The sequence below is a fragment of the Variovorax sp. J31P179 genome (assembly GCF_030316985.1).
Lineage (GTDB): Bacteria > Pseudomonadota > Gammaproteobacteria > Burkholderiales > Burkholderiaceae_C > Variovorax > Variovorax ginsengisoli_B.
In genome coordinates, this window is record NZ_JASZYL010000002.1 from 439,546 (window position 1) to 460,921 (window position 21,376).

The following is a 21,376-nucleotide window of genomic DNA, read 5'->3' on the forward strand; positions in this document are numbered from 1 at the left end:
AGTGCGGACGGTCGCTCGGCTCACAGTTCGTAGTCCTGGTGTTGACCGCTCAAGGCCTTGGCGATCAGGTTGCGATCGAGCCGGTCGGAGAGCAGCTCGGCGAATTTGAAGACGAAGTTGCGCAGATAGGCGCTGCGCTTGAAGGCGACGCGGGCGATGTTGACGCCGAAGATGTGGCCCATCGGCCGCACCACGAGGTCGGCGTTGGTGTCGTCGCGCACCGCCATCTCGGCCACGATGCCGACGCCCAGCCCGAGCCGCACATAGGTCTTGATGACGTCCGAGTCGATCGCCTCGAGCGCGATGCGCGGGGTCAGCTTCTTCTGCGCGAAGGCGTGGTCGATGCGGGTGCGCCCGGTGAACGACGGGTGGTAGGTGATGATCGGCTCGTTGGCCAGGTCCTCGAGCGAGATGCGCTCCTTGTCCGCCAGCGGATGGCCCTGCGGCAGCACCAGCACGTGCTGCCATTCGTAGCAGGGCATGGTCACGAGCTCGGCGTAGTCGGCCAGCGATTCGGTGGCGATGCCGATCTCGGCCACCTCGTCGATCACCATCCGCGCCACCTGGTCGGGCGAGCCCTGGTGCAGGCTTACGTTGACCTTCGGATAGGCTTCGCGCAGCTTCGCGACCGGCACCGGCAGGACGTAGCGGGCCTGGGTGTGGGTGGTGGCGATCGACAGGGTGCCGCTGTCCTGGGCGCTGAACTGCTCGCCGATGCGCTTGAGATTGCCGACTTCGCGCATGATGAGTTCGATGCTGGCCAGCACATGCTGGCCGGGTTCGGTGACGCGCTTCAGGCGCTTGCCGTGGCGGGCGAAGATCTCGACGCCAAGTTCTTCCTCGAGCTCGATGATCGCCTTCGACACGCCCGGCTGCGAGGTGTGGAGCGCCTTGGCAGCTTCGGTCAGGTTCAGGTTGCGCCTGACGGCTTCCTGAACAAACTTGAACTGATGAAGATTCATAACAGATTCCGTATTATTTTCGGATTCATTATGCCTTCTTGGTCTATGAAAATCACCGCAAGTTCAGGATTCGAATGCTTTCTTTGCCAGCAGGGCGATCACTTCGGGGTCCTCGCCAACGGCCTGGCGAAGCGAGAACGCGACGTCCGGATGGAGGGCCTGGAGTTCGTCGACCAGCCGCGGCAAGTCTTCGCGCACGTGCCGGCCCATGCCCAGGAACAGCGGGACGATCCGGATGCGCCGGGCGCCGGCGGCGATCAGCGCCTGCACCGCGGTGCGCAGGTCGGGCGCGACCAGTTCGAGATAGGCGCAGGCGACCTGGGCCGTGGGGTCGAGCACGGCCACCTGGCGCGCCACCGCCTCCACCGGCGCTCGCCAGCGTTCGTCGCGCGAACCGTGCGCGAACAGCACGATGCCCAAGGGTGTCTGCATGGCGCTTCGGTCGCTAGCGTCTCAGCACCAGCCAGGTGAAGGCGCCGAGCGACATCACGGAATAGATCAGGCCGGGTGCCGCCGCCGTGATCCATGGCCACCAGTTGCCGAGGTTGCCCAGGTAGCCGAAGACGTTGTTCAACAGGAAGAAGCTGATGCCGATCATCACCCCGCCGAACATGTAGGTGGCGATGCCGGTCTGCCGGAAGTGCAGGTAGGCGAAGGGCAGGGCCAGAACGATCATCACCAGGCAGGACAGGGGATAGAAGACCTTGCGCCAGAACTCGATCTCGTAGCGTTGCGCGGTTTGTCCGTTGGCGTCGAGGTGGCGGATGTAGTCGAACAGGTCCAGCGTGCGCATGCGCTCGGGGCGCAGCAGCGCGACCGACACCATCTCGTTGCTCAGCGAAGTCGGCCACTCGAGCACCGGCACCGTGGTGCGGACGATGCGCGGGGCCCCGGGGCCCCGCGTTTCATACAGCTGGCGCTCGGCGTTGATCAGGGTCCAGTGGCCGCGGTCGACCGTTGCGCCGGGCGCGGAGGTTTGCGAGACCAGGAAGCCCTGGCCGTCGAACTCGAGGATCCGGGGATCCTTCAGGATGCCGTTGCGCCCCATCGACACCACGTTGACCGCGAAGGAGGTGTCGCCCTGGCGCTCCTTGAGCCAGGCGCCGGTATTGCCGATCAGCGCCAGCGGACCCTGGTAGCGGGCCTTGAGCAACTGGGCCGCGCGGTCCGTCACGGGCGCCACGTAGTCGCCGACCGCGAAGGTCAGCACCACGAAGGCGGCCCCGAGCAGCAGCAGCGTGCGCAGGGCCCGCCAGGGGCCGAGGCCGCTGGTGCGAAGGATCGTGAATTCGGAGCTCTGAGCCAGCCGGGCCATGACGAAGATGGTGCCGATCAGCACCGCGATCGGCAGCAGTTCGTAGAGATGGCTGGGAATCAGCAGCGCCACGTAGAGGAGCGCCTGGGGCGCGCCGTAGCCGAGTGAATCGGGACTGGCGATGGACTGCAGCTCGTCGACGAAGTCGAAGAAGAAGAACAGGCTCAGGAAGCCCAGGGCGACGAAGGCGACCGACTTCAGCACCTCCGCGTAGATCAGGCGGCGGATGGTTTTCACGCGTTCGATGTGGTTGCAGGCTGCGCCGGGACGCGGCGCGTCGGGAAGCCCCAGTTGAAATGTCGCTTGGCGAGCCAGAGCAGGCCCAGCACCAGGACGCCGCCGTGCAGTGCGAGCAGGAAGCCGCCGACGCCGAAGCGCCCCGCCCCGACCCAGCTCTGGCCGAGATTGAGCAGGTTGAAGTAGAGGACGAAGGCGAACAGCGCGAACAGCAGGTTGCCGCTGCGGCCGACGCGCGGATTGACGCTCGACAGCGCCAGCGCCAGCAGCACGAAATTGGCGCCCGCGAACAGCAGGCCGATGCGCCAGGCGAGCTCGGCGCGGTTGACCGGATTCGGCTCGCGCAGCAGGGCCAGCGTGGTGCGGGCGCGCACCGGCATCACGTCCAGCGGGTCGCCCGAACGGCCGCCGACCCGGGCGCCGTAGGTCTCGAATTCGCTGACCTTGATGCCGGTCGGCTGCAGCGGCTCCTCGATGCGCTGGCCGTTGCTCAGCATCAGGTAGCGGATGCCCTCCAGGTCTTCCATGCGGCCGCTGCGGGCCGAGGTGACGATGCGCAAGTTGCGCTCGATCGACGAGATGAACACGTTGCTGGCGGTGGCGCTGTCCGGGGCGTCCTTGTCGATGAAGAAGACCCGCAGCCGGCCGGCCGATTCGCGGAACTCACCGGGCGCGACCCGCTCGATGTCGCTGCGCCGCTCGTAGCGCTCGCGCATGTTCTGGGTCTGCGAATTGGCCCAGGGCCAGCCGACCAGGGAGAACAGGGCGATCAGCAGCAGGATCGGCCAGGCGAAGCCGAACAGCGGGCGCAGGAACTCCGCCAGGCCGCGCCCGCTCGAGAACCAGATCACCATCTCGCTGTCGCGGTACATGCGCGACAGCGTGCCGACGATCGAAATGAACAGGCAGAGGCTGAGGATGGTCGGCATGTAGCCGAGCACGGTGTAGGTCATCACGAGGAAGACCTCGGAGGGATTCACGCTGCCCTTGGCCGCCAGTCCGAGGGTGCGGATCAGCATCATCGTCATCACGATGGTGACCAGCACCACCAGCGTGGCGCCGAAGCTGCGCGACAGCTCCTTGCGTAGAGAGGAATGGAATAACATCGTCGAGGGAAAAAAAGGATTATGGACTTTCAACTCAAGACCCTCTCCATCGCCCAGGCCGCCACCGAGAAAGCCGATGTCCTCATCGTGCTGGTGGCAGCCGGAACCAGCAGCGCCAAAGATGCGCTCTCCACCCTGGCAGCCGAGGCCCGCAAGGCCGGCGACCTGCCCGACAAGGCGGGCAAGCTGCTCGCGCTGTATCGGCCGGCCGGCATCGCGGCGGCGCGCGTGCTGCTGGCGGCCGTGGGGGACGGCGGCGCGCCTGCGGTCCGGACCGCGGTCCTGGCGGCGGTCAACGCCGCCAAGGGCGCGAGCCCGAAGCGGGTGGCGATCGTCTTCGCCGGCGCGCCCGACGCGGCCAGCCTGGGCAGCGCGGTGCTGGCCTCGGCCGACGCCAGCTATGTCTACACCGAGACCAAGTCCAAGCCCGAGCCGCGCACGATCCGCCAGTTGACCGTTGGCGTGCCGGACGCGGCCGCGCTGCGCGAGGCCTTCGACCAGGCCACCGCGACGGTCGCCGGGGTCGAACTGGCCAAGGAATGGGGCAACCGACCCGGAAACTACTGCACGCCCACGATGCTGGCCGATGCCGCGAAGAAGCTGGCCGAGCTGCCGAACGTGAAGTGCGAAGTGCTGGGCCCGAAGGAAGTGGCCAAGCTCGGCATGGGCGCCTTTGCCGCCGTGTCGCAAGGGTCGGCCGAGCCGCTGCGCTTCATCGTGCTGAACTACCACGGGGCCCCCAAGGACCAGGCGCCCGTGGTGCTGGTCGGCAAGGGCATCACCTTCGACACCGGCGGCGTCTCGCTCAAGCCGGCCGCCGAAATGGACGAAATGAAGTTCGACATGTGCGGCGCCGCCAGCGTGCTGGGCGTGTTCCGTGCCCTCGGCGACATCCAGCCTCCGATCAACGTGGTCGGGCTGGTGCCCTCGTGCGAGAACATGAACGACGGCCGGGCGATCAAGCCGGGCGACGTCGTCACCAGCATGAGCGGCCAGACCATCGAGGTGCTCAACACCGACGCCGAGGGGCGCCTGATCCTGTGCGATGCGCTGACCTACGCCAAGCGCTTCGCGCCGGCGGCGGTGATCGACATCGCCACCCTCACCGGGGCCTGCGTGGTGGCCCTGGGCGGCGTGCGCAGCGGGCTCTTCTCGAGCGACGACGCACTGGCCGGCGCCCTCGAGGCGGCCGGCGAGGCGTCGCAGGACCGCTGCTGGCGGATGCCGCTCGACGACGACTACGCCGAAGGGCTCAAGACCCATTTCGCGGACGTCGCCAACGTGGCCGGACGCGCGGGCGGTGCCGTCACGGCGGCCAAGTTCCTGCAGCGCTTCGCGGGCGACTACCCCTGGGCGCACCTGGACATCGCCGGCACGGCCTGGAAGAGCGGTGCCGCCAAGGGGTCCACCGGCCGGCCGGTGGGCCTGCTGCTGAGCTATCTCCTGACACAGGGCGCCAAGGCGGCGCCCGCCCGGACGCCGAAGGCCGCCAAGCCGCGGTCGCGCAAGTGACCGAGATCGACGGCCACTACAACATGCCCGACAAGGTGGGCTACGCCTGCCGGCTGCTGCGCAAGGCGGTGAGCGCCCATGGCGCGCGGCTGGTGGTGGTGGCGGACGCGGCCCTGCTGGAGGCGATCGACACGGCCTTGTGGACGCTCTCGCCGACCGATTTCGTTGCCCACTGCCGCGGCGACGATGCGCCCTCCATCGTCGAGCGTTCGCCGGTGGTGCTGGTGGACAGCGCCGCGGGCGCGCTGCCCGACCGGCCGATCCTCGTCAATCTCGGCGCCGAGCTGCCCGCACGCTTCGAGCGCTTCGAGCGGCTGATCGACATCGTCGGCAGCGACGACGCCGACCGCCAGGCCGGCCGCGCCCGCTGGCGTCACTACAAGGACCGCGGCTACGCGATCCGCACCCATGCCTACGCGGGGGGCGCGAACACATGAGCCCCCGCCCGGCCGTTCCGAAGGGGGCTCGCACCGCAGTGCGAAGCACGGAGGTTGCCCTGTGACCGGTGCGCCCCGTACGCCGCCGCGTTTCGTGCCCACCTTGACGACGGTGCTCGAGCCGGCGCCGCCGGATGCAGCCGCCGAGTCGCCGACCGCATCCGTCGCCGCGCAGGCGACCGTGACCGAGCCCTCGCAGGCCGTCGCGCTGAGCCCCGAAGCCAAGCTGTCGGAGGCCGAAGCCTTCCGCCTCGAAGAGCAATTGCTGCACCGCGTGCTGCAGCGCGTCGACCTGTCGCTCGAGGAGCGCGTGAGCGATGCCGTGTCAGCTGCCGTTCAGCAGCACCTCGACACGATGATCCCCGGTCTGCGCCGTGAAATCGAGGCCGTTTTGCGTGCTTTGGTGAGCGAAGCGCTGGCCCGCGAGCTTTCGGACAACCCCGGGTCTACGCCAGCATTCGGACGCGAAACCTTGGGCTAAACTGCGCGCCGGGTCGAAAAGCGCGGGGGCGCTGCGCATCCGCGGCGCGATACTTGCTCAAGGGTTGTGCCCGGATCCAAAGACCGGTTTTCAACTCTCACTTCATCAATGTTCTGGAGGTTTCCCATGCAATTGAAATGGACTGCTGTCGCCCTGGCCGCTCTCGCGCTCGTGGCCTGTGGCAAGAAGGAAGAAGCCGCGGCACCCGCGGCGCCTGCACCGACCGCAGCCGCTCCCGCTCCCGCCGCACCCCCGGCCGATGCGCTGGTCGTCAAGATCGGCCACGTCGCTCCCACCAGCGGCGCCATCGCCCACCTCGGCAAGGACAACGAATTCGGCGCGCGCATGGCGATCGAGGACCTCAACGCCAAGGGCATCAAGATCGGCGACAAGGTCGCCAAGTTCGAACTGCTCGCCGAAGACGACGCAGCCGATCCGAAGCAAGGCACGGCCGTGGCCCAGAAGCTGGTCGACAGCAAGGTCAACGGCGTCGTCGGCCACCTGAATTCCGGCACCACCATCCCGGCATCCAAGCTCTACAGCGACGCTGGCATTCCGCAGATCTCGCCGTCGGCGACCAACCCCAAGTACACCCGCCAGGGCTTCAAGACCACGTTCCGCGTGGTGGCTGACGACACGCAGCTGGGCGGCACGCTCGGCAAGTACGCCGTCGAGACGCTGAAGGGCAAGAACATCGCCGTGATCGACGACCGCACGGCCTACGGCCAGGGCGTCGCCGAAGAATTCGAGAAGGCCGCCAAGGCCGCCGGCGGCACCATCGTCGGCCACGAGTTCACGACCGACAAGTCGACCGACTTCAACGCCATCCTGACCAAGCTGAAGGGCGCCCAGCCCGACATCCTGTTCTTCGGCGGCATGGACGCCGTCGGCGGCCCGATGCTCAAGCAGGTCAAGCAACTCGGCATGAACGTCAAGTTCATGGGCGGCGACGGCCTGTGCACCGGCGAACTGGCCAAGCTGGCCGGCGACGCGATCGGCGAAGACATGGTGGTCTGTGCCGAAGCCGGCGGCGTGGACGGCGACTTCAAGGCGCCGCTGGAAGCCTGGAAGACCAAGTTCAAGGAAAAGAACGGCGTCGATGTGCAGATCTATGCACCGTACGTCTACGACGCCGTGCAGGTGCTCGCAGCGGCGATGGCCAAGGCCGGCTCGGCCGATCCCGAGAAGTACCTGCCCGAAGTCGGCAAGGTCCAGTACAACGGCCTGACCGGCCCGATCGCCTTCGACGAAAAGGGCGACATCAAGAACGGCGCGCTGACGCTCTACACCTACAAGAACGGTGCGCGCACGCAGATCGCAGTGGTGCGCTGAGCGCTTCGCGCTCGCAACGAAAAGGGGCCTTCGGGCCCCTTTTTTCTTGGACGCGATCAGGCGGCAGCCGATTGGGTGCAGTACTCGAAGAAGGCCTCGAGATCCCTGGACTTGTCGAACACCGCGTCGGCACCGAGCGCCATGCAGCGGGCACGGATGTCCGAGCTGACGAAGTTGCTCAGCACCACCGCGCGCTGTGCGGCCCGCCGGTCGAGGCATGCCTTGAGCACGCCCAGGCCGGAGCCTTCCTTGAGGAACAGGTCCACGATCAGGAGCTGCCACTCGTCGGCATGGGCCGCGAGCCAGGCGGCGGCGTCGGTTTCGGTCTCGGCCATGCCGAGCACGCGCGCGCCGGCCAGATCTTCGAGCGCCGGAATCAGGTTGTCTCGGATGGTCCGGTTGTCTTCGACGAGGTAGGTGAGTTGCGACATGCCGGGTCTTGCGAGTGCCAATCTGCAAGCCTAGCCGTCCGGGGCCCCGCGGCCATGGCCACAGGGCTTGCGATGGCGTAGGAGAAAGCGGACGGGGTCGCTGGCGCGGGCGCCAGGCACAAAAAAGCCCCGACATGCGGGGCTTTCAGGACGTGTCCATTTCGATGTGAAGGGCAGTTGGAAGCTGCCGGAGACGATTTTTCTGGCGGAGCAGGCGGGATTCGAACCCGCGGAGGGCTATTAACCCTCACACGCTTTCCAGGCGTGCGACTTAAACCGCTCATCCACCGCTCCGAGCCTCAGATTGTAGCAGTGACAGAGGGGCGATTTCGGCCGCTGACGGGGGCGCCGGACACGGGCGCGCACGTCCGGTCGTCAACTTCTCCGGCCGGCTGACCGGATCCTTCATCTGAATTCCGTACACTTCGCGCCTATTTGCCAGTCCGGAGCCCTGCCCCATGAAATTCCGCTTTCCCATCGTCATCATCGACGAGGACTTCCGCTCCGAGAACACGTCGGGCCTGGGTATTCGCGCCCTGGCGCAGGCCTTCGAGAGCGAAGGCTTCGAGGTGTTGGGCGTCACCAGCTACGGCGACCTCAGCCAGTTCGCGCAGCAGCAAAGCCGCGCCAGTGCCTTCATCCTGTCGATCGACGACGAGGAGTTCACGGTCGGCCCGGACCTCGACCCGGCAGTGCTGAGCCTGCGCAGCTTCATCGGCGAAGTGCGGCGCAAGAACGCCGACGTGCCGATCTACATCTACGGCGAGACGAAGACCTCGCGCCACATCCCGAACGACATCCTGCGCGAGCTGCATGGCTTCATCCACATGTTCGAGGACACGCCGGAGTTCGTGGCGCGCCACATCATCCGGGAAGCGAAGAGCTATCTGGAAGGCGTGCAGCCGCCGTTCTTCAAGGCGCTGATCGACTACGCCGAAGACGGTTCGTACTCGTGGCACTGCCCCGGCCACTCGGGCGGCGTCGCCTTCCTGAAGAGCCCGGTGGGCCAGATGTTTCACCAGTTCTTCGGCGAGAACATGCTGCGCGCCGACGTCTGCAACGCGGTCGAGGAACTCGGCCAGCTGCTCGACCACACCGGCCCGGTGGCCGCCAGCGAGCGCAACGCGGCACGGATCTTCAACGCCGACCACTGCTTCTTCGTCACCAACGGCACCAGCACCAGCAACAAGATGGTCTGGCACCACACCGTGGCGCCGGACGACGTGGTGGTGGTCGACCGCAACTGCCACAAGTCGATCCTGCACGCGATCATCATGACCGGCGCGATTCCGGTCTTCATGAAGCCGACGCGCAACCACTTCGGCATCATCGGCCCGATCCCGAAGAGCGAGTTCGAGCCGGCGGCGATCAAGGCCAAGATCGCGGCCAACCCGCTGCTCTCGCACGTCGACGCCAACAAGGTCAAGCCGCGCGTGATGACGCTCACGCAGTCGACCTACGACGGCGTGATCTACAACACCGAGACCATCAAGAACATGCTCGACGGCTACGTCGACACGCTGCACTTCGACGAGGCCTGGCTGCCGCACGCGGCCTTCCACCCGTTCTACGGCGCCTACCACGCGATGGGCAAGCGCCGCGTGCGACCGCGGGACTCGCTGGTGTTCGCGACCCAGTCGACGCACAAGCTCCTGGCCGGCATCAGCCAGGCCAGCCACGTGCTGGTCCAGGATTCGCAGAACCGGGCGCTCGACCGCGACCTGTTCAACGAGGCCTACCTGATGCATTCGTCGACCAGCCCGCAGTACGCGATCATCGCCAGCTGCGACGTCGCCGCCGCGATGATGGAGCCGCCCGGCGGCACCGCGCTGGTCGAGGAGAGCATCCTCGAGGCGCTCGACTTCCGCCGCGCCATGCGCAAGGTCGAGGCCGAGTTCGGCAAGGACGAGTGGTGGTTCAAGGTCTGGGGCCCCGAGAAGCTGGTCGACGAAGGCATCGGCCGCGCCGACGACTGGATCATCAAGGGCGAGTCGCGCACCGCCAAGTGGCACGGCTTCGGCAAGCTGGCGGACGGCTTCAACATGCTGGACCCGATCAAGTCGACCATCGTGACGCCGGGGCTCGACCTCAACGGCAAGTTCGCCAAGACCGGCATCCCGGCCAGCATCGTGACCAAGTTCCTGGCCGAGCACGGCGTGATCGTCGAGAAGACCGGGCTCTACAGCTTCTTCATCATGTTCACGATCGGCATCACCAAGGGCCGCTGGAACACGCTGTTGACGGCGCTGCAGCAGTTCAAGGACGACTACGCGCGCAACCAGCCGATGTGGCGGATCATGCCGGAGTTCTGCCAGGCGCATCCCAAGTACGAGCGCCTGGGCCTGCGCGACCTGTGCCACCACATCCACGAGCTCTATGCGCGCTTCGACGTCGCGCGCCTGACCACCGAGATGTACCTGAGCGATCTGACGCCGGCGATGAAGCCGAGCGATGCCTTCGCCCACATCGCGCACCGCAAGACCGAGCGGGTCGAGATCGACCACCTCGAAGGCCGCATCACGACCAGCCTGATCACGCCGTACCCGCCGGGCATTCCGCTGCTGATCCCGGGCGAGGTCTTCAACAAGAAGATCGTCGACTACCTCAAGTTCGCGCGCGAGTTCAACACCGAGTGCCCGGGCTTCGAGACCGACATCCACGGGCTGGTCGGGCGCATCGACGAGACGACCGGCAAGAAGCGCTACTACGCCGACTGCGTGCGGGCCGAGCCGCCGGTGGTGGTGGCCAGCGTCAAGCCAGCCGCAAAGTCATCACGCCCGCGACGATGACCACGGTGCCGATGGCACGCTGCCAGCCGAAGGGCTCGCGCAGGAAGAGGGTGCCGATGACCGCGGCGAACAGCACCGAGGTCTCGCGCAGCGCCGCGACGACGGCGACCGGCGCCTGGGTCATCGCCCACAGCGCGATGCCGTAGCTGCCCAGCGACGCCGCCGTGCCGACCAGCGCGATCTTCCAGCGCCCGGCCATGTAGGCCAGCGCGGCGCGCCGCCGGCCGGGGCGCCGCCACAAGACCATCAGCAGGTAGGGCAGGCCGTCGAACACGAACAGGCCGGCCACGTAGGCGAGGGCGTCGCCCGAGGCGCGCACGCCGATGCCATCGACCACGGTGTAGAGCGCGATGATCGCGGCGTTCGCCAGCGCGAAGCCGAGCGCCTTGCGGCGCTGCCTTTCGTCGCTGTCGCGCAGGGCCGAGCGCGACAGGCCCAGGGTCACCACGCCGACGCAGATCACGATCACGCCGGCCCAGCCCGCCGCCGAGATGCCTTCGCCGATGAAGGGCAGGCTGCCCATCGCCACCAGCAGCGGCGCGCAGCCGCGCATCACCGGATAGGTGAGCCCGAGGTCGCCGTGCTTGTAGGCCCCGGCGAGCGCGATGTAGTAGCCGAGGTGGATCACCAGTGAGGCCGCCATGTAGGGCCAGGCGGCGGGCGCCGGCAGGCCGGTGTGGTACAGCAGCGGAACGGAGATGAAGAAGCCCAGGCTGTGGATCAGCGCGGTGTCGAGCGACTTGTCGCCGCCCGATTTGATGAGGGCGTTCCAGCCCGCATGCAGCAGCGCGCCGAACAGCACGGCGCCGACGATCGAGGCGCCCAGCGTCACTTGAGCATGCAGCGCTGCGCGCGCGCCAGGAAGTGCGCGAGCGGCGGCGTGGGGCAGTCGGCTTCCTTGGCGAGGTCGTCCCACAGGCGCAGCCGGACCGCCTCGGCCGCATGGGGCTGGCCGATGAAGCGCTCGGCCTGGTCGGCGGAGAAGACGCCGCCTTGCAGTTCGAGGCTGCGCTTCGAGTCGGCCGACAGGCCGGCCCAGTAGTGCTCGCGGGTGGCGCAGAGGTAGCGCTTGGCATCCACGTGCCACTGGATCGGCGTCAGCACCCGGTCGCTGAACACACCGCGCAGGAAGGGCAGGGCGTAGTACTGGTGCAGGTCGTCGATGCCGCGCAGGCTTGGTGATTCACCCTGCTCGTTGAGCAGGTGGCCAAGGTCGTGCAGCAGGGCCGCCGTGACCAGTTCGTCGTCGGCGCCGTCGCGTTCGGCGCGCAGCGCGGTCTGCAGCGCATGCTCGCGCTGGGTGACCGGCTCGCCGCTGTACTGCTCGCCGCCACGGCGCGCGAAGAGAGTCTCGATATCTTCCAGGTTCAATGCCACAGGGTTTCCTCAAGCTGGGATCTTGCTTTTCTCGTGGTTGCGCAGGGTGCGTTCGCGGCTGTTCATCACGTGCTGGTACATCGCCAGGCCCGCGGCCTCGGCATCGCCGGCGGCGATCGCCTTGACGATCTGGCGGTGCTCGCGCGCAGAGACGGTCATCGCCTCGTCGGTGAGGTTCTTGCGCCGGAACAGCGACAGCTCCTTGATCAATTTGCGGTAGGTGGCGACCAGCTTGGCATTGCCCGCCAGGGCCAGCAGCCGATCGTGGAACTGCAGATTGATCCGATGGTAGTCGGGTGCGTTGCCGGCCTTGGCCGAGCGGTCCATCGCATCGGCAAGCTGGCGCAGCTCGCGCACCTCGGTCGGACGAAGGGTCTGGGCGAGCTTGCGCCCCACATACAGGTCCATCGCGGCGCGGACCTCGAAGATCTCGAGTGCTTCCTCGATCGGTACGTCGCGCACGAAGACGCCGCGGTTCTTCTCGGTGCGCACCAGCCCGGCTTCCTCGAGCATCCGGAAGGCCTCGCGCACGGGACCGCGAGAGACCCCGAGCGGGTCGGCCAGCGCGGCTTCGGTGAGCTTTTCGCCGGGGCCGATCTCGCCGTCCAGGATCATGCGTTCGATCTCGGTCTGCACCAGGTTGGCGAGCGAGTTGCCCTGCAGTTGTGCGATGGCAGCCTGGGTCGATGGCGTCGGGGACATGCTTCGATCGTAGGCCACACTTTGTAGATTGTCTACGATTAACAAGCCCTCAAGCAGCGCCACGACCTCGGGCCCCGAGGGCCCGTTGCGAGCTCAGTCGCCCAGGTCCGGGCGCTCGCGCAGGAAGCGCGCGAAGCGCGGCAGCCCGCTCGGATTGGTGCCGTTGTAGCGGTAGCTCACCCAGCTGCCGATCGCCGGTGGCTTCTCGCGTTCGGCGTCGCTGAAGCCGGTGCCGAGCTTGAAGCGCTTGCCGTCCTCGGTCTCGACCCACATCGCGCCCATCCGCGCGGCATGCTTGCCGCGGCCCGGCACGTAGGAAACGACGCGCGCATCGGCGTCCTCGAAGGGCTTGACCTTGATCAGGTCGGTGTTGCGCTCGGCGCGGTAGAGCGACCCTCCGCGGTGCAGCATCAGGCCTTCGCCGCCCATGCGCACCGTCTTGTCGAGCAGCGCCTGCAGGTCTTCGTCGGTGGTCGCGCGCAGTTGCGGCACCGCCACGATCCAGGGCGCCTCGGTGATCGGCAGCAGCTTGCGCAAGGCCGCGAGCCGGGTCGTGAAGTCGCCGGGCGACGCGGGCAGGTCGAACACCATGAGGCGCATCTCGCGCCAGGCGGCATCGACCGGCTTGTCGCTGCGCGCGGTGGAGACCGCGTGGGCGAAGCGGCCACGACCCGCCCACAGCTCGCCATCCATGGGCATCGCCGGCAGTGCCGCGGTGAACCAGGCCGGTGCCGCGATCCGCTCGCCGCCGCGGGTCCACAGCTGCTTGCCGTCCCAGTAGGCGCGGACACCGTCGTACTTCTCGCTGACCCAGTAGTCCGCCAGCGGCAAGCCGCGGCGATACACCTCGGCCAGCATCAACGGCGGCGCCTTGCCCGCCATTGCCGCGGGCGCCAGCAAAGCCAGCGCCGCGAGAACGAAAGCCCGTCGATCCATCCTGCGTCCCCGGGCCCGACCTGCCGCTAGCCTTCCGACACGCCGCCCACGACCTGGCTGAAGCCGCCGTCGACGTAGGTGATCTCGGCGGTCACGCCGCTGGCCAGGTCGCTCAGCAGGAAGGCGGCCACGTTGCCGACCTCGTCGATGGTCACGTTGCGGCGCATCGGCGCGACCTTGGAGATCGCCGACAAGAGCTTGCCGAAGTCCTTGATGCCGCTGGCCGCCAGCGTCTTGATCGGGCCGGCGCTGATGCCGTTGACGCGCATGCCCTTGGGGCCCAGCGACTCGGCCAGGTAGCGCACCGAGGCCTCGAGCGAGGCCTTGGCCAGGCCCATGGTGTTGTAGTTGGGCAGCGCACGGATGGCGCCCAGGTAGGTCAGCGTGAGAAGGGCCGACTTGTCGTTGAGATAGGGCAGGGCCGCCTTGGCCATCGCCGGGAAGCTGTAGGCGCTGATGTCGTGCGCGATCTTGAAGCCTTCGCGCGACAGGCCATCGAGGAAGTCGCCTGCGATGGCCTCGCGCGGCGCGAAGCCGATGCTGTGGACGAAGCCGTCGAAGGTGGGCCAGGTCTGCGCCAGGTCGGCGAACAGCTTCTCGATCTGGGCGTCGTCGCCGACATCGCAGTCGAACACCAGCTTGGAGCCGAAATCGGCCGCGAACTCGGTGATCCGGTCCTTGAAGCGCTCGCCCACGTAGCTGAAGGCCAGTTCGGCGCCTTGCGCGTGGCAGGCCTTGGCGATGCCGTAGGCGATCGAGCGGTTGCTCAGAACGCCCGTGATCAGAAGTTTTTTGCCGGAAAGAAAGCCCATGGGACGACCTCGTGTAAATCTTGGGCAGAATTCTCGCATGCGAGCCTGGCTTCTTTTCGTGTTGGCCCTGTGGGTCGGTCCCACCTGGGCGGCGCATGCCTACGCCCAGTTCGGCGACATCAAGTACCCGCCTGGCTTCACTCATTTCGACTACGTCAATCCCCAGGCCCCCAAGGGCGGGGAGATCCGCATGGTGCCGCCGACGCGGCCGACCAACTTCGACAAGTTCAATCCTTTCACGCTCAAGGGCACGGCGCCGTACGGCATCGGCGGCCTGATGTTCGAGAGCCTGCTGACCGGCAATTCGGAGGAGCCGACGACGGCCTACGGCCTGCTCGCCGAGGATGTCGAGGTGGCCGCCGACAAGAAATCCGCCACCTTCAGGATCAACCCCAAGGCACGCTTCAACGACGGCAGCCCGGTGCTGGCGGCCGACGTGGTCCATTCGTTCACGACGCTCACCGGCAAGCTGGCGGCCCCCCAGTTCAAGACGATCTACGCCGAAGTCATAGGCGTCACGGCGGTCGGCGAACGCACCGTGCGCTTCGATTTCAAGAACCCCAACCCCGAGTTGCCGCTGGTGGTCGGCGGCATGCCGGTGTTCAGCCGGGCCTGGGGCGGCGGCAAGCCTTTCGATCAGATCACCACCGACGTGCCGATCGGCTCGGGCCCCTACAAGCTGGTCAACCCGCGCATGGGACGGGACATCACCTACACCCGCGATCCGAACTACTGGGGCGCCGACCTGCCGGTGCGCAAGGGCTTCTTCAATTTCGATCGCGTGACCTACCGCATCTACCTGGACGAGACCGCCAAGTTCGAAGGCCTCAAGGCCGGCGAGTTCGACTACATGCGCGAGTTCACTTCGCGCAACTGGGCGCGGCAGTACAAGGGCAAGCAGTTCGATTCGGGCGAGATCGTGAAGCGCGCCTTCGAGAACAAGAATCCTGGCGATTTCCAGGGCTACGTGTTCAATGCGCGCAATCCGAAGTTCAAGGACATCCGGGTGCGCCAGGCGATCGGGCTGGCGGTGGACTTCGAATGGCTCAACCGGCAGCTGTTCTATGGGCTGTACAAGCGGGTCGAGGGCTATTTCCCGAACAGCGAGTTCCATGCCGAAGGCCTGCCGACGCCCGAAGAACTGGCGCTCCTCGAACCCTTGCGGGACAAGCTGCGGCCCGAAGTCTTCGGCCCGGCCGTGGTGTCGCCGAGCACGGCGCCGCCGGGCAGCCTGCGCGACAACCTGCGAAAGGCACGCGAATTGCTCGCGCAAGCCGGATGGACCTACCGGGACGGCGCCTTGCGCAATGACAAGGGCGAACCGTTCACGATCGAGTTCCTGAACGACCAGCCGTCGCTGATCCGCGTCGCGACGCCGTTCCAGACCGCGCTGCAGAAGCTCGGCATCCAGATGACCTTCCGGACGGTCGATTTTTCGCTCGCCCAGCAACGCATGGACAACTTCGATTTCGAGATGACGACCGTGCGGCTGCCGGGCAGCACGGCGCCCGGCGGCGAACTGCTCGAGTTGTTCGGCTCCGAGGCGGCCACCACGCCGGGGTCGCGCAACATCTGGGGCATTTCCGACCCCGCCGTCGACGCGCTGGTGCAGAAGGTCGTGAGCGCCACGACCCGGCCCGAGCTCAGTGCCGCGATGCGGGCGCTGGACCGAGTGCTGTCGCATGGCTACTACTCGATCCCGCAGTACTACGGCGGTGCGTTCCTGATCGGCTACCGTCCGAAGCCCTTCGTCCTGCCCGACGTGATTCCGCCCTACTACGATGCGGATGGTTGGGCCATGAGCACCTGGTGGGCATCGCCCGCCAACAAATAGGAAGGCCATGGCCAGCTACATCCTCAAACGCCTGCTGCTGATGGTGCCCACGCTGTTCGGCGTGCTGCTGCTGACTTTCGTCGTGATCCAGTTCGTGCCGGGCGGCCCGGTCGAGCAGATGGTGTCCCAGCTGCAGGGGCGCGATTCCGGCGGCGAGCGCGCGGCCACGAGCGGTGCGGGCTACCGTGGTCGGCAAGGGCTCGATCCGCAGCGCATCGAGGAGATCAAGCAGCTCTACGGCTTCGACAAGCCGCCGTTGGCGCGCTTCTGGCAGATGCTGAAGTCCTATGCGCGCTTCGACCTCGGCACCAGCTTCTACCAGCGCAAGGCGGTCTGGGACCTGGTCAAGGAGAAGATGCCGGTGTCGATCAGCCTCGGGCTCTGGACCTTCTTCATCAGCTACCTGATCGCCGTGCCCCTGGGCGTCGCGAAGGCGGTGCGGGCCGGCACCCGATTCGACTTCCTGACCACGCTGGTGGTGTTGGTCGGCTATGCGATCCCTGGCTTCGTGCTCGGCGTCGCGCTGCTCGTGATCTTCGGCGGCCAGCTGCAGTGGTTCCCGCTGCGCGGCCTGACCTCGCCGAATTGGGAATCGATGGGGTGGGGCGCGCGGATCGTCGACTACCTCTGGCACATCGCGCTGCCGGTGACGGCGATGGTGCTCGGCAGCTTCGCGGTCACGGCCATGCTGACCAAGAACTCCTTCCTCGAGGAGATCCGCAAGCAGTACGTGCTGACCGCGCGCGCCAAGGGGCTGAGCGAACGCGACGTGCTGTGGAAGCACGTCTTCCGCAACGCGCTGATCCCGATCGTCACCGGTTTCCCGGCGGCCTTCATCGGCGCCTTCTTCACGGGCTCGCTGCTGATCGAGACCTTGTTCTCGCTCGACGGCCTGGGCCTGCTGAGCTACGAGAGCGTGATCCGCCGCGACTATCCGGTGGTGCTGGGCACGCTCTATCTGTTCACATTGATCGGCCTGCTGACCAAGCTGATCAGCGATCTCTGCTACGTGATGGTGGATCCGAGGGTGAAGTTTGACTAGCGGCGGCGTCACCGTGTCGCCCGGGCGCCGCGCCTGGCTGCGCTTCAGGCGCAACCGCATCGGCTACTGGAGCCTCGTCCTGTTCACGCTGCTGGTGGTGCTGAGCCTGTTCGCCGAGCTGCTCTCCACCGACAAGCCGCTGGTGGTGCGCTACGACGGCCAGACCTACTTTCCGGTGCTGCGGGACTATTCCGAAAAAACCTTCGGCGGCGACTTCGAGACCCCGGCCGACTACCTCGACCCCTTCATCCGCGAGCGGATCACGTCGGGCGGCAACTGGGCGGTCTACGCGCCGAATCCCTACGGGCCCAAGACGCTCAACTACTTCGCCAAGTCCCCCAATCCGGCGGCGCCTTCGGCCCAGAACCTGCTGGGCAGCGACGACCGTGGCCGGGACCTGCTGGCGCAGCTGATCTACGGTTTCCGGGTCAGCGTGCTGTTCGCGCTGGCGCTGACGGCGATCGGCACCGTGCTGGGCATCGTCACGGGCGCGGTCCAGGGCTTCTTCGCCGGCAAGACCGACCTGGCCTTCCAGCGCTTCATCGAGATCTGGGGCTCGATGCCCGAGCTGTACCTGCTGATCATCTTCAGTGCCGTCTTCGCGCCCAGCGTCGCGCTGCTGCTGATCCTGCTGAGCCTGTTCGGCTGGATGGGCCTGTCGGACTACGTGCGGGCCGAGTTCCTGCGCAACCGGCAAATGGACTACGTGCGCGCCGCGCGCGCGCTCGGCGTCGGCAATCTGCAGATCATGTGGAAGCACATCCTCCCCAACAGCATGACGCCGGTCGTCACCTTCCTGCCGTTTCGCATGAGCGCCGCCATCCTGGCGTTGACCTCGCTCGACTTCCTCGGCCTCGGCGTGCCGCCGGGCACTCCTTCGCTCGGCGAGCTGCTGAGCCAGGGCAAGGCCAACATCGACGCCTGGTGGATCTCGATGTCGACCTTCGGCGTGCTGGTGGTCACCTTGATGCTGCTGACCTTCATGGGCGATGCCTTGCGCGATGCGCTCGATCCGCGGAAGGCCGACCAATGAACGGCGCACTGCTGAAAGTCCAGGGCCTGCGCGTCGCCTTCGGCGCCAAGGAAGTCGTGCACGGCATCGACTTCGAGATCGCGCCTGGCGAGAAGCTGGCGCTGGTCGGCGAGTCGGGCTCGGGCAAGACGGTCACCGCGCTGAGCCTGCTGCGGCTGGTGCAGAACGCCGACATCTCCGGCACGGCGCGCTTCGAGCACGACGAAGCGGGCGCGGCGGCGCGCGATCTGCTGTCGCTGCCCGAACGCACGCTGCGCGGCATCCGCGGCAAGGAGATCGCGATGATCTTCCAGGAGCCCATGACCGCGCTCAATGCGCTCTACGCGGTCGGCGACCAGATCGCGGAGGTGCTCGAACTGCACCAGGGCCTGTCGGCGCAGGCGGCGCGCGAGGCAGCGGTGCAACTGCTCGCCGACACCGGCATTCCGGAACCGGCGCGGCGGGCGAGGGCGTTCCCGCACCAGCTCTCGGGCGGCCAGCGCCAGCGCGCGATGATCGCGATGGCCCTGGCCTGCAAGCCGCGGCTGCTGCTGGCCGACGAGCCGACCACCGCGCTCGACGTCACGGTGCGCGCGCAGATCCTCGACCTGCTGGCCGATCTTCAGCGCCAGCACGGCATGGCGGTGCTGCTGATCACCCACGACCTGAACCTGGTGCGGCGATTCGCCGACCGGGTGGCGGTGATGGAGAACGGCCATCTGGTCGAGCACGGCCCCGTGGCGACGGTCTTCGGCGCACCGCGGCATCCCTACACGCGCCGGCTGATCGACAGCCGGCCGACGCGCGACGTGGCACCCGTGCCGGTCGATCCGGCGGCGCTGCCGGTGCTCGCGGCCAGCGGGCTGCGCGTGATCTACCCGGTGCCGCGGCCCGGCATCAAAGGGTGGTTCACCAAGGGCGAGTTCGTGGCGGTCCAGGGCGCTGACTTCCGCATCGCGCCGGGCCAGACCCTGGGCGTGGTCGGCGAGTCCGGCTCTGGCAAGTCGACGCTGGCGCTGGCGGCGCTCGGCCTGCTGAAGCACCAGGGGCAGCTCGACGTCGCCGGCCGGCAATGGGCCGCGGGCGGCGCCAGCGACCGTGGCCTGCGGCGCCTGATGCAGGTCGTCTTCCAGGACCCGTTCTCGTCCCTGTCGCCGCGCATGACGGTCGAGCAGATCGTCGGCGAGGGCCTGACGGTGCATGCGCCCGAACTCGACGTCCGCGCCCGGCGCGCCCGGTCGCTCGCGGCGCTGGCCGAGGTCGGCCTGACCGAGGACCAGTTCCCGGCCCTGCTCGAGCGCTATCCGCACGAATTCTCCGGCGGCCAGCGGCAGCGCCTGGCGATCGCGCGGGCCTTGATCGTCGAGCCCAAGCTGCTGGTGCTCGACGAGCCGACCAGCGCCCTCGACGTCACGATCCAGAAGCAGGTGCTGGGCCTGCTGCAGCGCTTGCAGCGCGAGCGCGGGCTGAGCTACCTGCTGATCACCCACGACGTCGAGGTGATCCGCGCCATGGCGCACCAGGTCATCGTCATGAAGGACGGCGCGATCCTCGAATCGGGTCCGGTCGGGCAGGTGCTCGATGCGCCCGTCCATCCGTACACGCAGAAGCTGGTGGCGGCGGCTGCAACCTGAAACCTTGCGGGACAGACCAAGAAACTGCGCAGCAGTTTTTGCGCTGTCCCCAACTGACTAGAAAAATCTTCATGTCTACCTACGACAGGCGCGCCGCCTGGCGCGCGGCGCTGGCCTGCATGGTCACGCTGGCTGTGGCCATGGGCCTGGGCCGTTTCGCCTTCACGCCGATGCTGCCGGTCATGCTGCACGAGGGCAAGCTCGACCTGCAGGCCGGCGGCGTGCTGGCCTCGCTCAACTACCTCGGCTATTTCCTGGGCGCCCTGAGCTGCGCCGCGATCCGGGCCAAGCCTGCGCACATGGTGCGCGGCGGCCTGGTGGCCACCGCCGTGCTGCTGCTCGGCATGGGCCTGCTGCAGGGCTTCAGCGCCTGGGGCGTGCTGCGGACCGCGGCCGGCGTGATGAGTGCCTGGACCTTCGTCTTCGCCTCCGGCTGGGGCCTGCGGCGGCTGGCGGAGACCGGCGCGCCGGCGCTCGCCGGCGTGATTTACACCGGCCCCGGCATCGGCATCGCCGCCACCGGCCTGCTGGGCGGCGCACTCGGACGCTGGGGCTCCGAGGCCGGCTGGATCGGCTTCGGATTGCTGTCGCTGGTGCTGATCGCGGCCATCTGGCGCATCTTCGGCGATGGCGAACACGTCCACGCCGGCGCTCCTGCGGTCGCAGCGGCCCCGCCGTCGGCCAGCGCATCGGCGGCCGCGCGCAGCGACGCGCGCTGGCTGGTCGGGCTCTACGGGCTGGCGGGCTTCGGCTACATCATCACCGCGACCTTCCTGCCGGTGATCGCCCGCCAGGCGCTGCCGGGTTCGCCCTGGCCGGACTTCTTCTGGCCGCTGTTCGGCCTGGCCATCGTCCCTGGCGCGCTGATCGGCGCCCGGGCGCCGCCCCACTGGGACAACCGGCTGCTCCTTGCGGCCGCCTATGCGTTGCAGGCGGTCGGCGTCGTGCTGTCGGTGGCCTGGCCGACGATCTGGGGTTTCGGCCTCGGCAGCCTGCTGCTGGGCATGCCCTTCACCGCGATCACCCTTTTCGCAATGCGGGATGCGCGCCGGCTGCGCGGGAACGCATCGGCGGGCCTGATCGGCTACGCGACCGCCTCCTATGGCGTCGGCCAGATCCTCGGCCCCTTGTTTGCGGCGCCGCTGGCGCAGCGCACGGGATCGTTCGCGGTGCCACTGTGGGTCGCCGCGGCGGTCCTGACGGCGGGAGCGTTGCTTTTTGCAATGGTTTGGTGGCGCTCGGCAAGGGCCAAAGCGCTCCAAAAGCCGTAGAAACCCCTGTTTCTGTAACGCATTTGGCATATAATTCGAGGCTCACGACCAAACGGGCGGGTACCAACCGCCCGTTTTTTATTGGTCGAAGCATTTTCGATGCGGCCGGCGCCCCAGGGCGAGTGGGAAACCCGGCGGCATCGTGTGAACTCAA

General features: G+C 67.5%; 20 protein-coding genes and 1 tRNA gene. 10 read left to right on the forward strand and 11 right to left on the reverse strand.

Going from position 1 to position 21,376, the window contains the following annotated elements; genetic code table 11:
- Window positions 1-20 precede the first annotated feature (20 nt).
- The 4 genes from QTI17_RS06450 to lptF form a co-directional block, all read right to left on the reverse strand.
- Window positions 21-962, reverse strand: coding sequence for a CysB family HTH-type transcriptional regulator (locus QTI17_RS06450; protein WP_286529087.1), 942 nt, complete (start codon window positions 960-962; stop codon window positions 21-23).
- Between the two features lie 63 nt (window positions 963-1,025).
- Entirely contained in the window at window positions 1,026-1,394 is a 369-nt protein-coding gene (locus QTI17_RS06455) for a sirohydrochlorin chelatase (RefSeq protein WP_286531809.1), read from the reverse strand.
- 13 nt (window positions 1,395-1,407) lie between these two features.
- Window positions 1,408-2,514, reverse strand: a complete 1,107-nt coding sequence (gene lptG / locus QTI17_RS06460; protein WP_286531810.1) for an LPS export ABC transporter permease LptG — start codon at window positions 2,512-2,514, stop codon at window positions 1,408-1,410.
- Window positions 2,511-3,620, reverse strand: a complete 1,110-nt coding sequence (lptF, locus tag QTI17_RS06465) for an LPS export ABC transporter permease LptF (protein ID WP_286531811.1) — start codon at window positions 3,618-3,620, stop codon at window positions 2,511-2,513. The genes lptG and lptF overlap by 4 nt, the downstream gene beginning before the upstream one ends.
- Before the next feature lie 21 nt (window positions 3,621-3,641).
- On the opposite strand from lptF, the gene QTI17_RS06470 reads away from it, so the two are divergent.
- From QTI17_RS06470 to QTI17_RS06485, 4 genes are all read left to right on the forward strand, one after another.
- Entirely contained in the window at window positions 3,642-5,132 is a 1,491-nt protein-coding gene (locus QTI17_RS06470; RefSeq protein ID WP_286531812.1) for a leucyl aminopeptidase, read from the forward strand.
- Window positions 5,129-5,569 carry a DNA polymerase III subunit chi gene (locus QTI17_RS06475; protein WP_286531813.1) on the forward strand — a complete coding sequence of 147 codons (441 nt, stop codon included), beginning with the start codon at window positions 5,129-5,131 and terminating at the stop codon, window positions 5,567-5,569. The genes QTI17_RS06470 and QTI17_RS06475 overlap by 4 nt, the downstream gene beginning before the upstream one ends.
- 61 nt (window positions 5,570-5,630) lie before the next feature.
- The gene (locus tag QTI17_RS06480) at window positions 5,631-6,050 is read left to right on the forward strand and encodes an RAD23 family protein (protein WP_286531814.1); all 420 of its coding nucleotides are present in this window, start codon (window positions 5,631-5,633) and stop codon (window positions 6,048-6,050) included.
- Between the two features lie 126 nt (window positions 6,051-6,176).
- Window positions 6,177-7,382, forward strand: a complete 1,206-nt coding sequence (locus QTI17_RS06485; RefSeq protein ID WP_286531815.1) for a branched-chain amino acid ABC transporter substrate-binding protein — start codon at window positions 6,177-6,179, stop codon at window positions 7,380-7,382.
- A 56-nt stretch (window positions 7,383-7,438) separates the two neighbouring features.
- Here QTI17_RS06485 and QTI17_RS06490 read toward each other — a convergent pair whose 3' ends face one another.
- The gene (locus QTI17_RS06490; RefSeq protein WP_286531816.1) at window positions 7,439-7,813 is read right to left on the reverse strand and encodes a response regulator; all 375 of its coding nucleotides are present in this window, start codon (window positions 7,811-7,813) and stop codon (window positions 7,439-7,441) included.
- Window positions 7,814-8,016: 203 nt separating this feature from the next.
- A tRNA-Ser gene (locus tag QTI17_RS06495) sits at window positions 8,017-8,107 on the reverse strand.
- Between the two features lie 164 nt (window positions 8,108-8,271).
- Between QTI17_RS06495 and QTI17_RS06500 the strand changes: the two genes are divergently transcribed.
- Entirely contained in the window at window positions 8,272-10,602 is a 2,331-nt protein-coding gene (locus tag QTI17_RS06500) for an arginine/lysine/ornithine decarboxylase (protein ID WP_286531817.1), read from the forward strand.
- Here QTI17_RS06500 and QTI17_RS06505 read toward each other — a convergent pair.
- The 5 genes from QTI17_RS06505 to fabI form a co-directional block, all read right to left on the reverse strand.
- The gene (locus QTI17_RS06505; protein WP_286531818.1) at window positions 10,565-11,434 is read right to left on the reverse strand and encodes an EamA family transporter; all 870 of its coding nucleotides are present in this window, start codon (window positions 11,432-11,434) and stop codon (window positions 10,565-10,567) included. The two genes, QTI17_RS06500 and QTI17_RS06505, sit on opposite strands and share 38 nt — an antisense overlap.
- Entirely contained in the window at window positions 11,431-11,979 is a 549-nt protein-coding gene (locus QTI17_RS06510) for a phosphonate degradation HD-domain oxygenase (RefSeq protein ID WP_286531819.1), read from the reverse strand. Before QTI17_RS06510 ends, QTI17_RS06505 begins: the two co-directional genes overlap by 4 nt.
- A gap of 9 nt (window positions 11,980-11,988) precedes the next feature.
- Window positions 11,989-12,681, reverse strand: coding sequence for a phosphonate utilization associated transcriptional regulator (locus QTI17_RS06515; protein ID WP_286531820.1), 693 nt, complete (start codon window positions 12,679-12,681; stop codon window positions 11,989-11,991).
- Window positions 12,682-12,774: 93 nt separating this feature from the next.
- Complete coding sequence (locus QTI17_RS06520; RefSeq protein WP_286531821.1) at window positions 12,775-13,617, reverse strand: DNA ligase; 843 nt, start codon at window positions 13,615-13,617, stop codon at window positions 12,775-12,777.
- A gap of 26 nt (window positions 13,618-13,643) precedes the next feature.
- Window positions 13,644-14,429, reverse strand: a complete 786-nt coding sequence (fabI, locus tag QTI17_RS06525; RefSeq protein WP_286531822.1) for an enoyl-ACP reductase FabI — start codon at window positions 14,427-14,429, stop codon at window positions 13,644-13,646.
- A 37-nt stretch (window positions 14,430-14,466) separates the two neighbouring features.
- Between fabI and QTI17_RS06530 the strand changes: the two genes are divergently transcribed.
- From QTI17_RS06530 to QTI17_RS06550, 5 genes are all read left to right on the forward strand, one after another.
- Entirely contained in the window at window positions 14,467-16,263 is a 1,797-nt protein-coding gene (locus QTI17_RS06530) for an extracellular solute-binding protein (protein ID WP_286531823.1), read from the forward strand.
- A gap of 7 nt (window positions 16,264-16,270) precedes the next feature.
- Entirely contained in the window at window positions 16,271-17,305 is a 1,035-nt protein-coding gene (locus QTI17_RS06535; RefSeq protein WP_286531824.1) for a microcin C ABC transporter permease YejB, read from the forward strand.
- Window positions 17,298-18,338, forward strand: a complete 1,041-nt coding sequence (locus QTI17_RS06540; RefSeq protein WP_286529057.1) for an ABC transporter permease — start codon at window positions 17,298-17,300, stop codon at window positions 18,336-18,338. The genes QTI17_RS06535 and QTI17_RS06540 overlap by 8 nt, the downstream gene beginning before the upstream one ends.
- Complete coding sequence (locus tag QTI17_RS06545) at window positions 18,335-19,951, forward strand: ABC transporter ATP-binding protein (protein WP_286531825.1); 1,617 nt, start codon at window positions 18,335-18,337, stop codon at window positions 19,949-19,951. The genes QTI17_RS06540 and QTI17_RS06545 overlap by 4 nt, the downstream gene beginning before the upstream one ends.
- Before the next feature lie 71 nt (window positions 19,952-20,022).
- Window positions 20,023-21,222 (forward strand): YbfB/YjiJ family MFS transporter, encoded by a 1,200-nt coding sequence (locus QTI17_RS06550; RefSeq protein WP_286531826.1) that lies wholly within the window; start codon window positions 20,023-20,025, stop codon window positions 21,220-21,222.
- Window positions 21,223-21,376 lie beyond the last annotated feature (154 nt).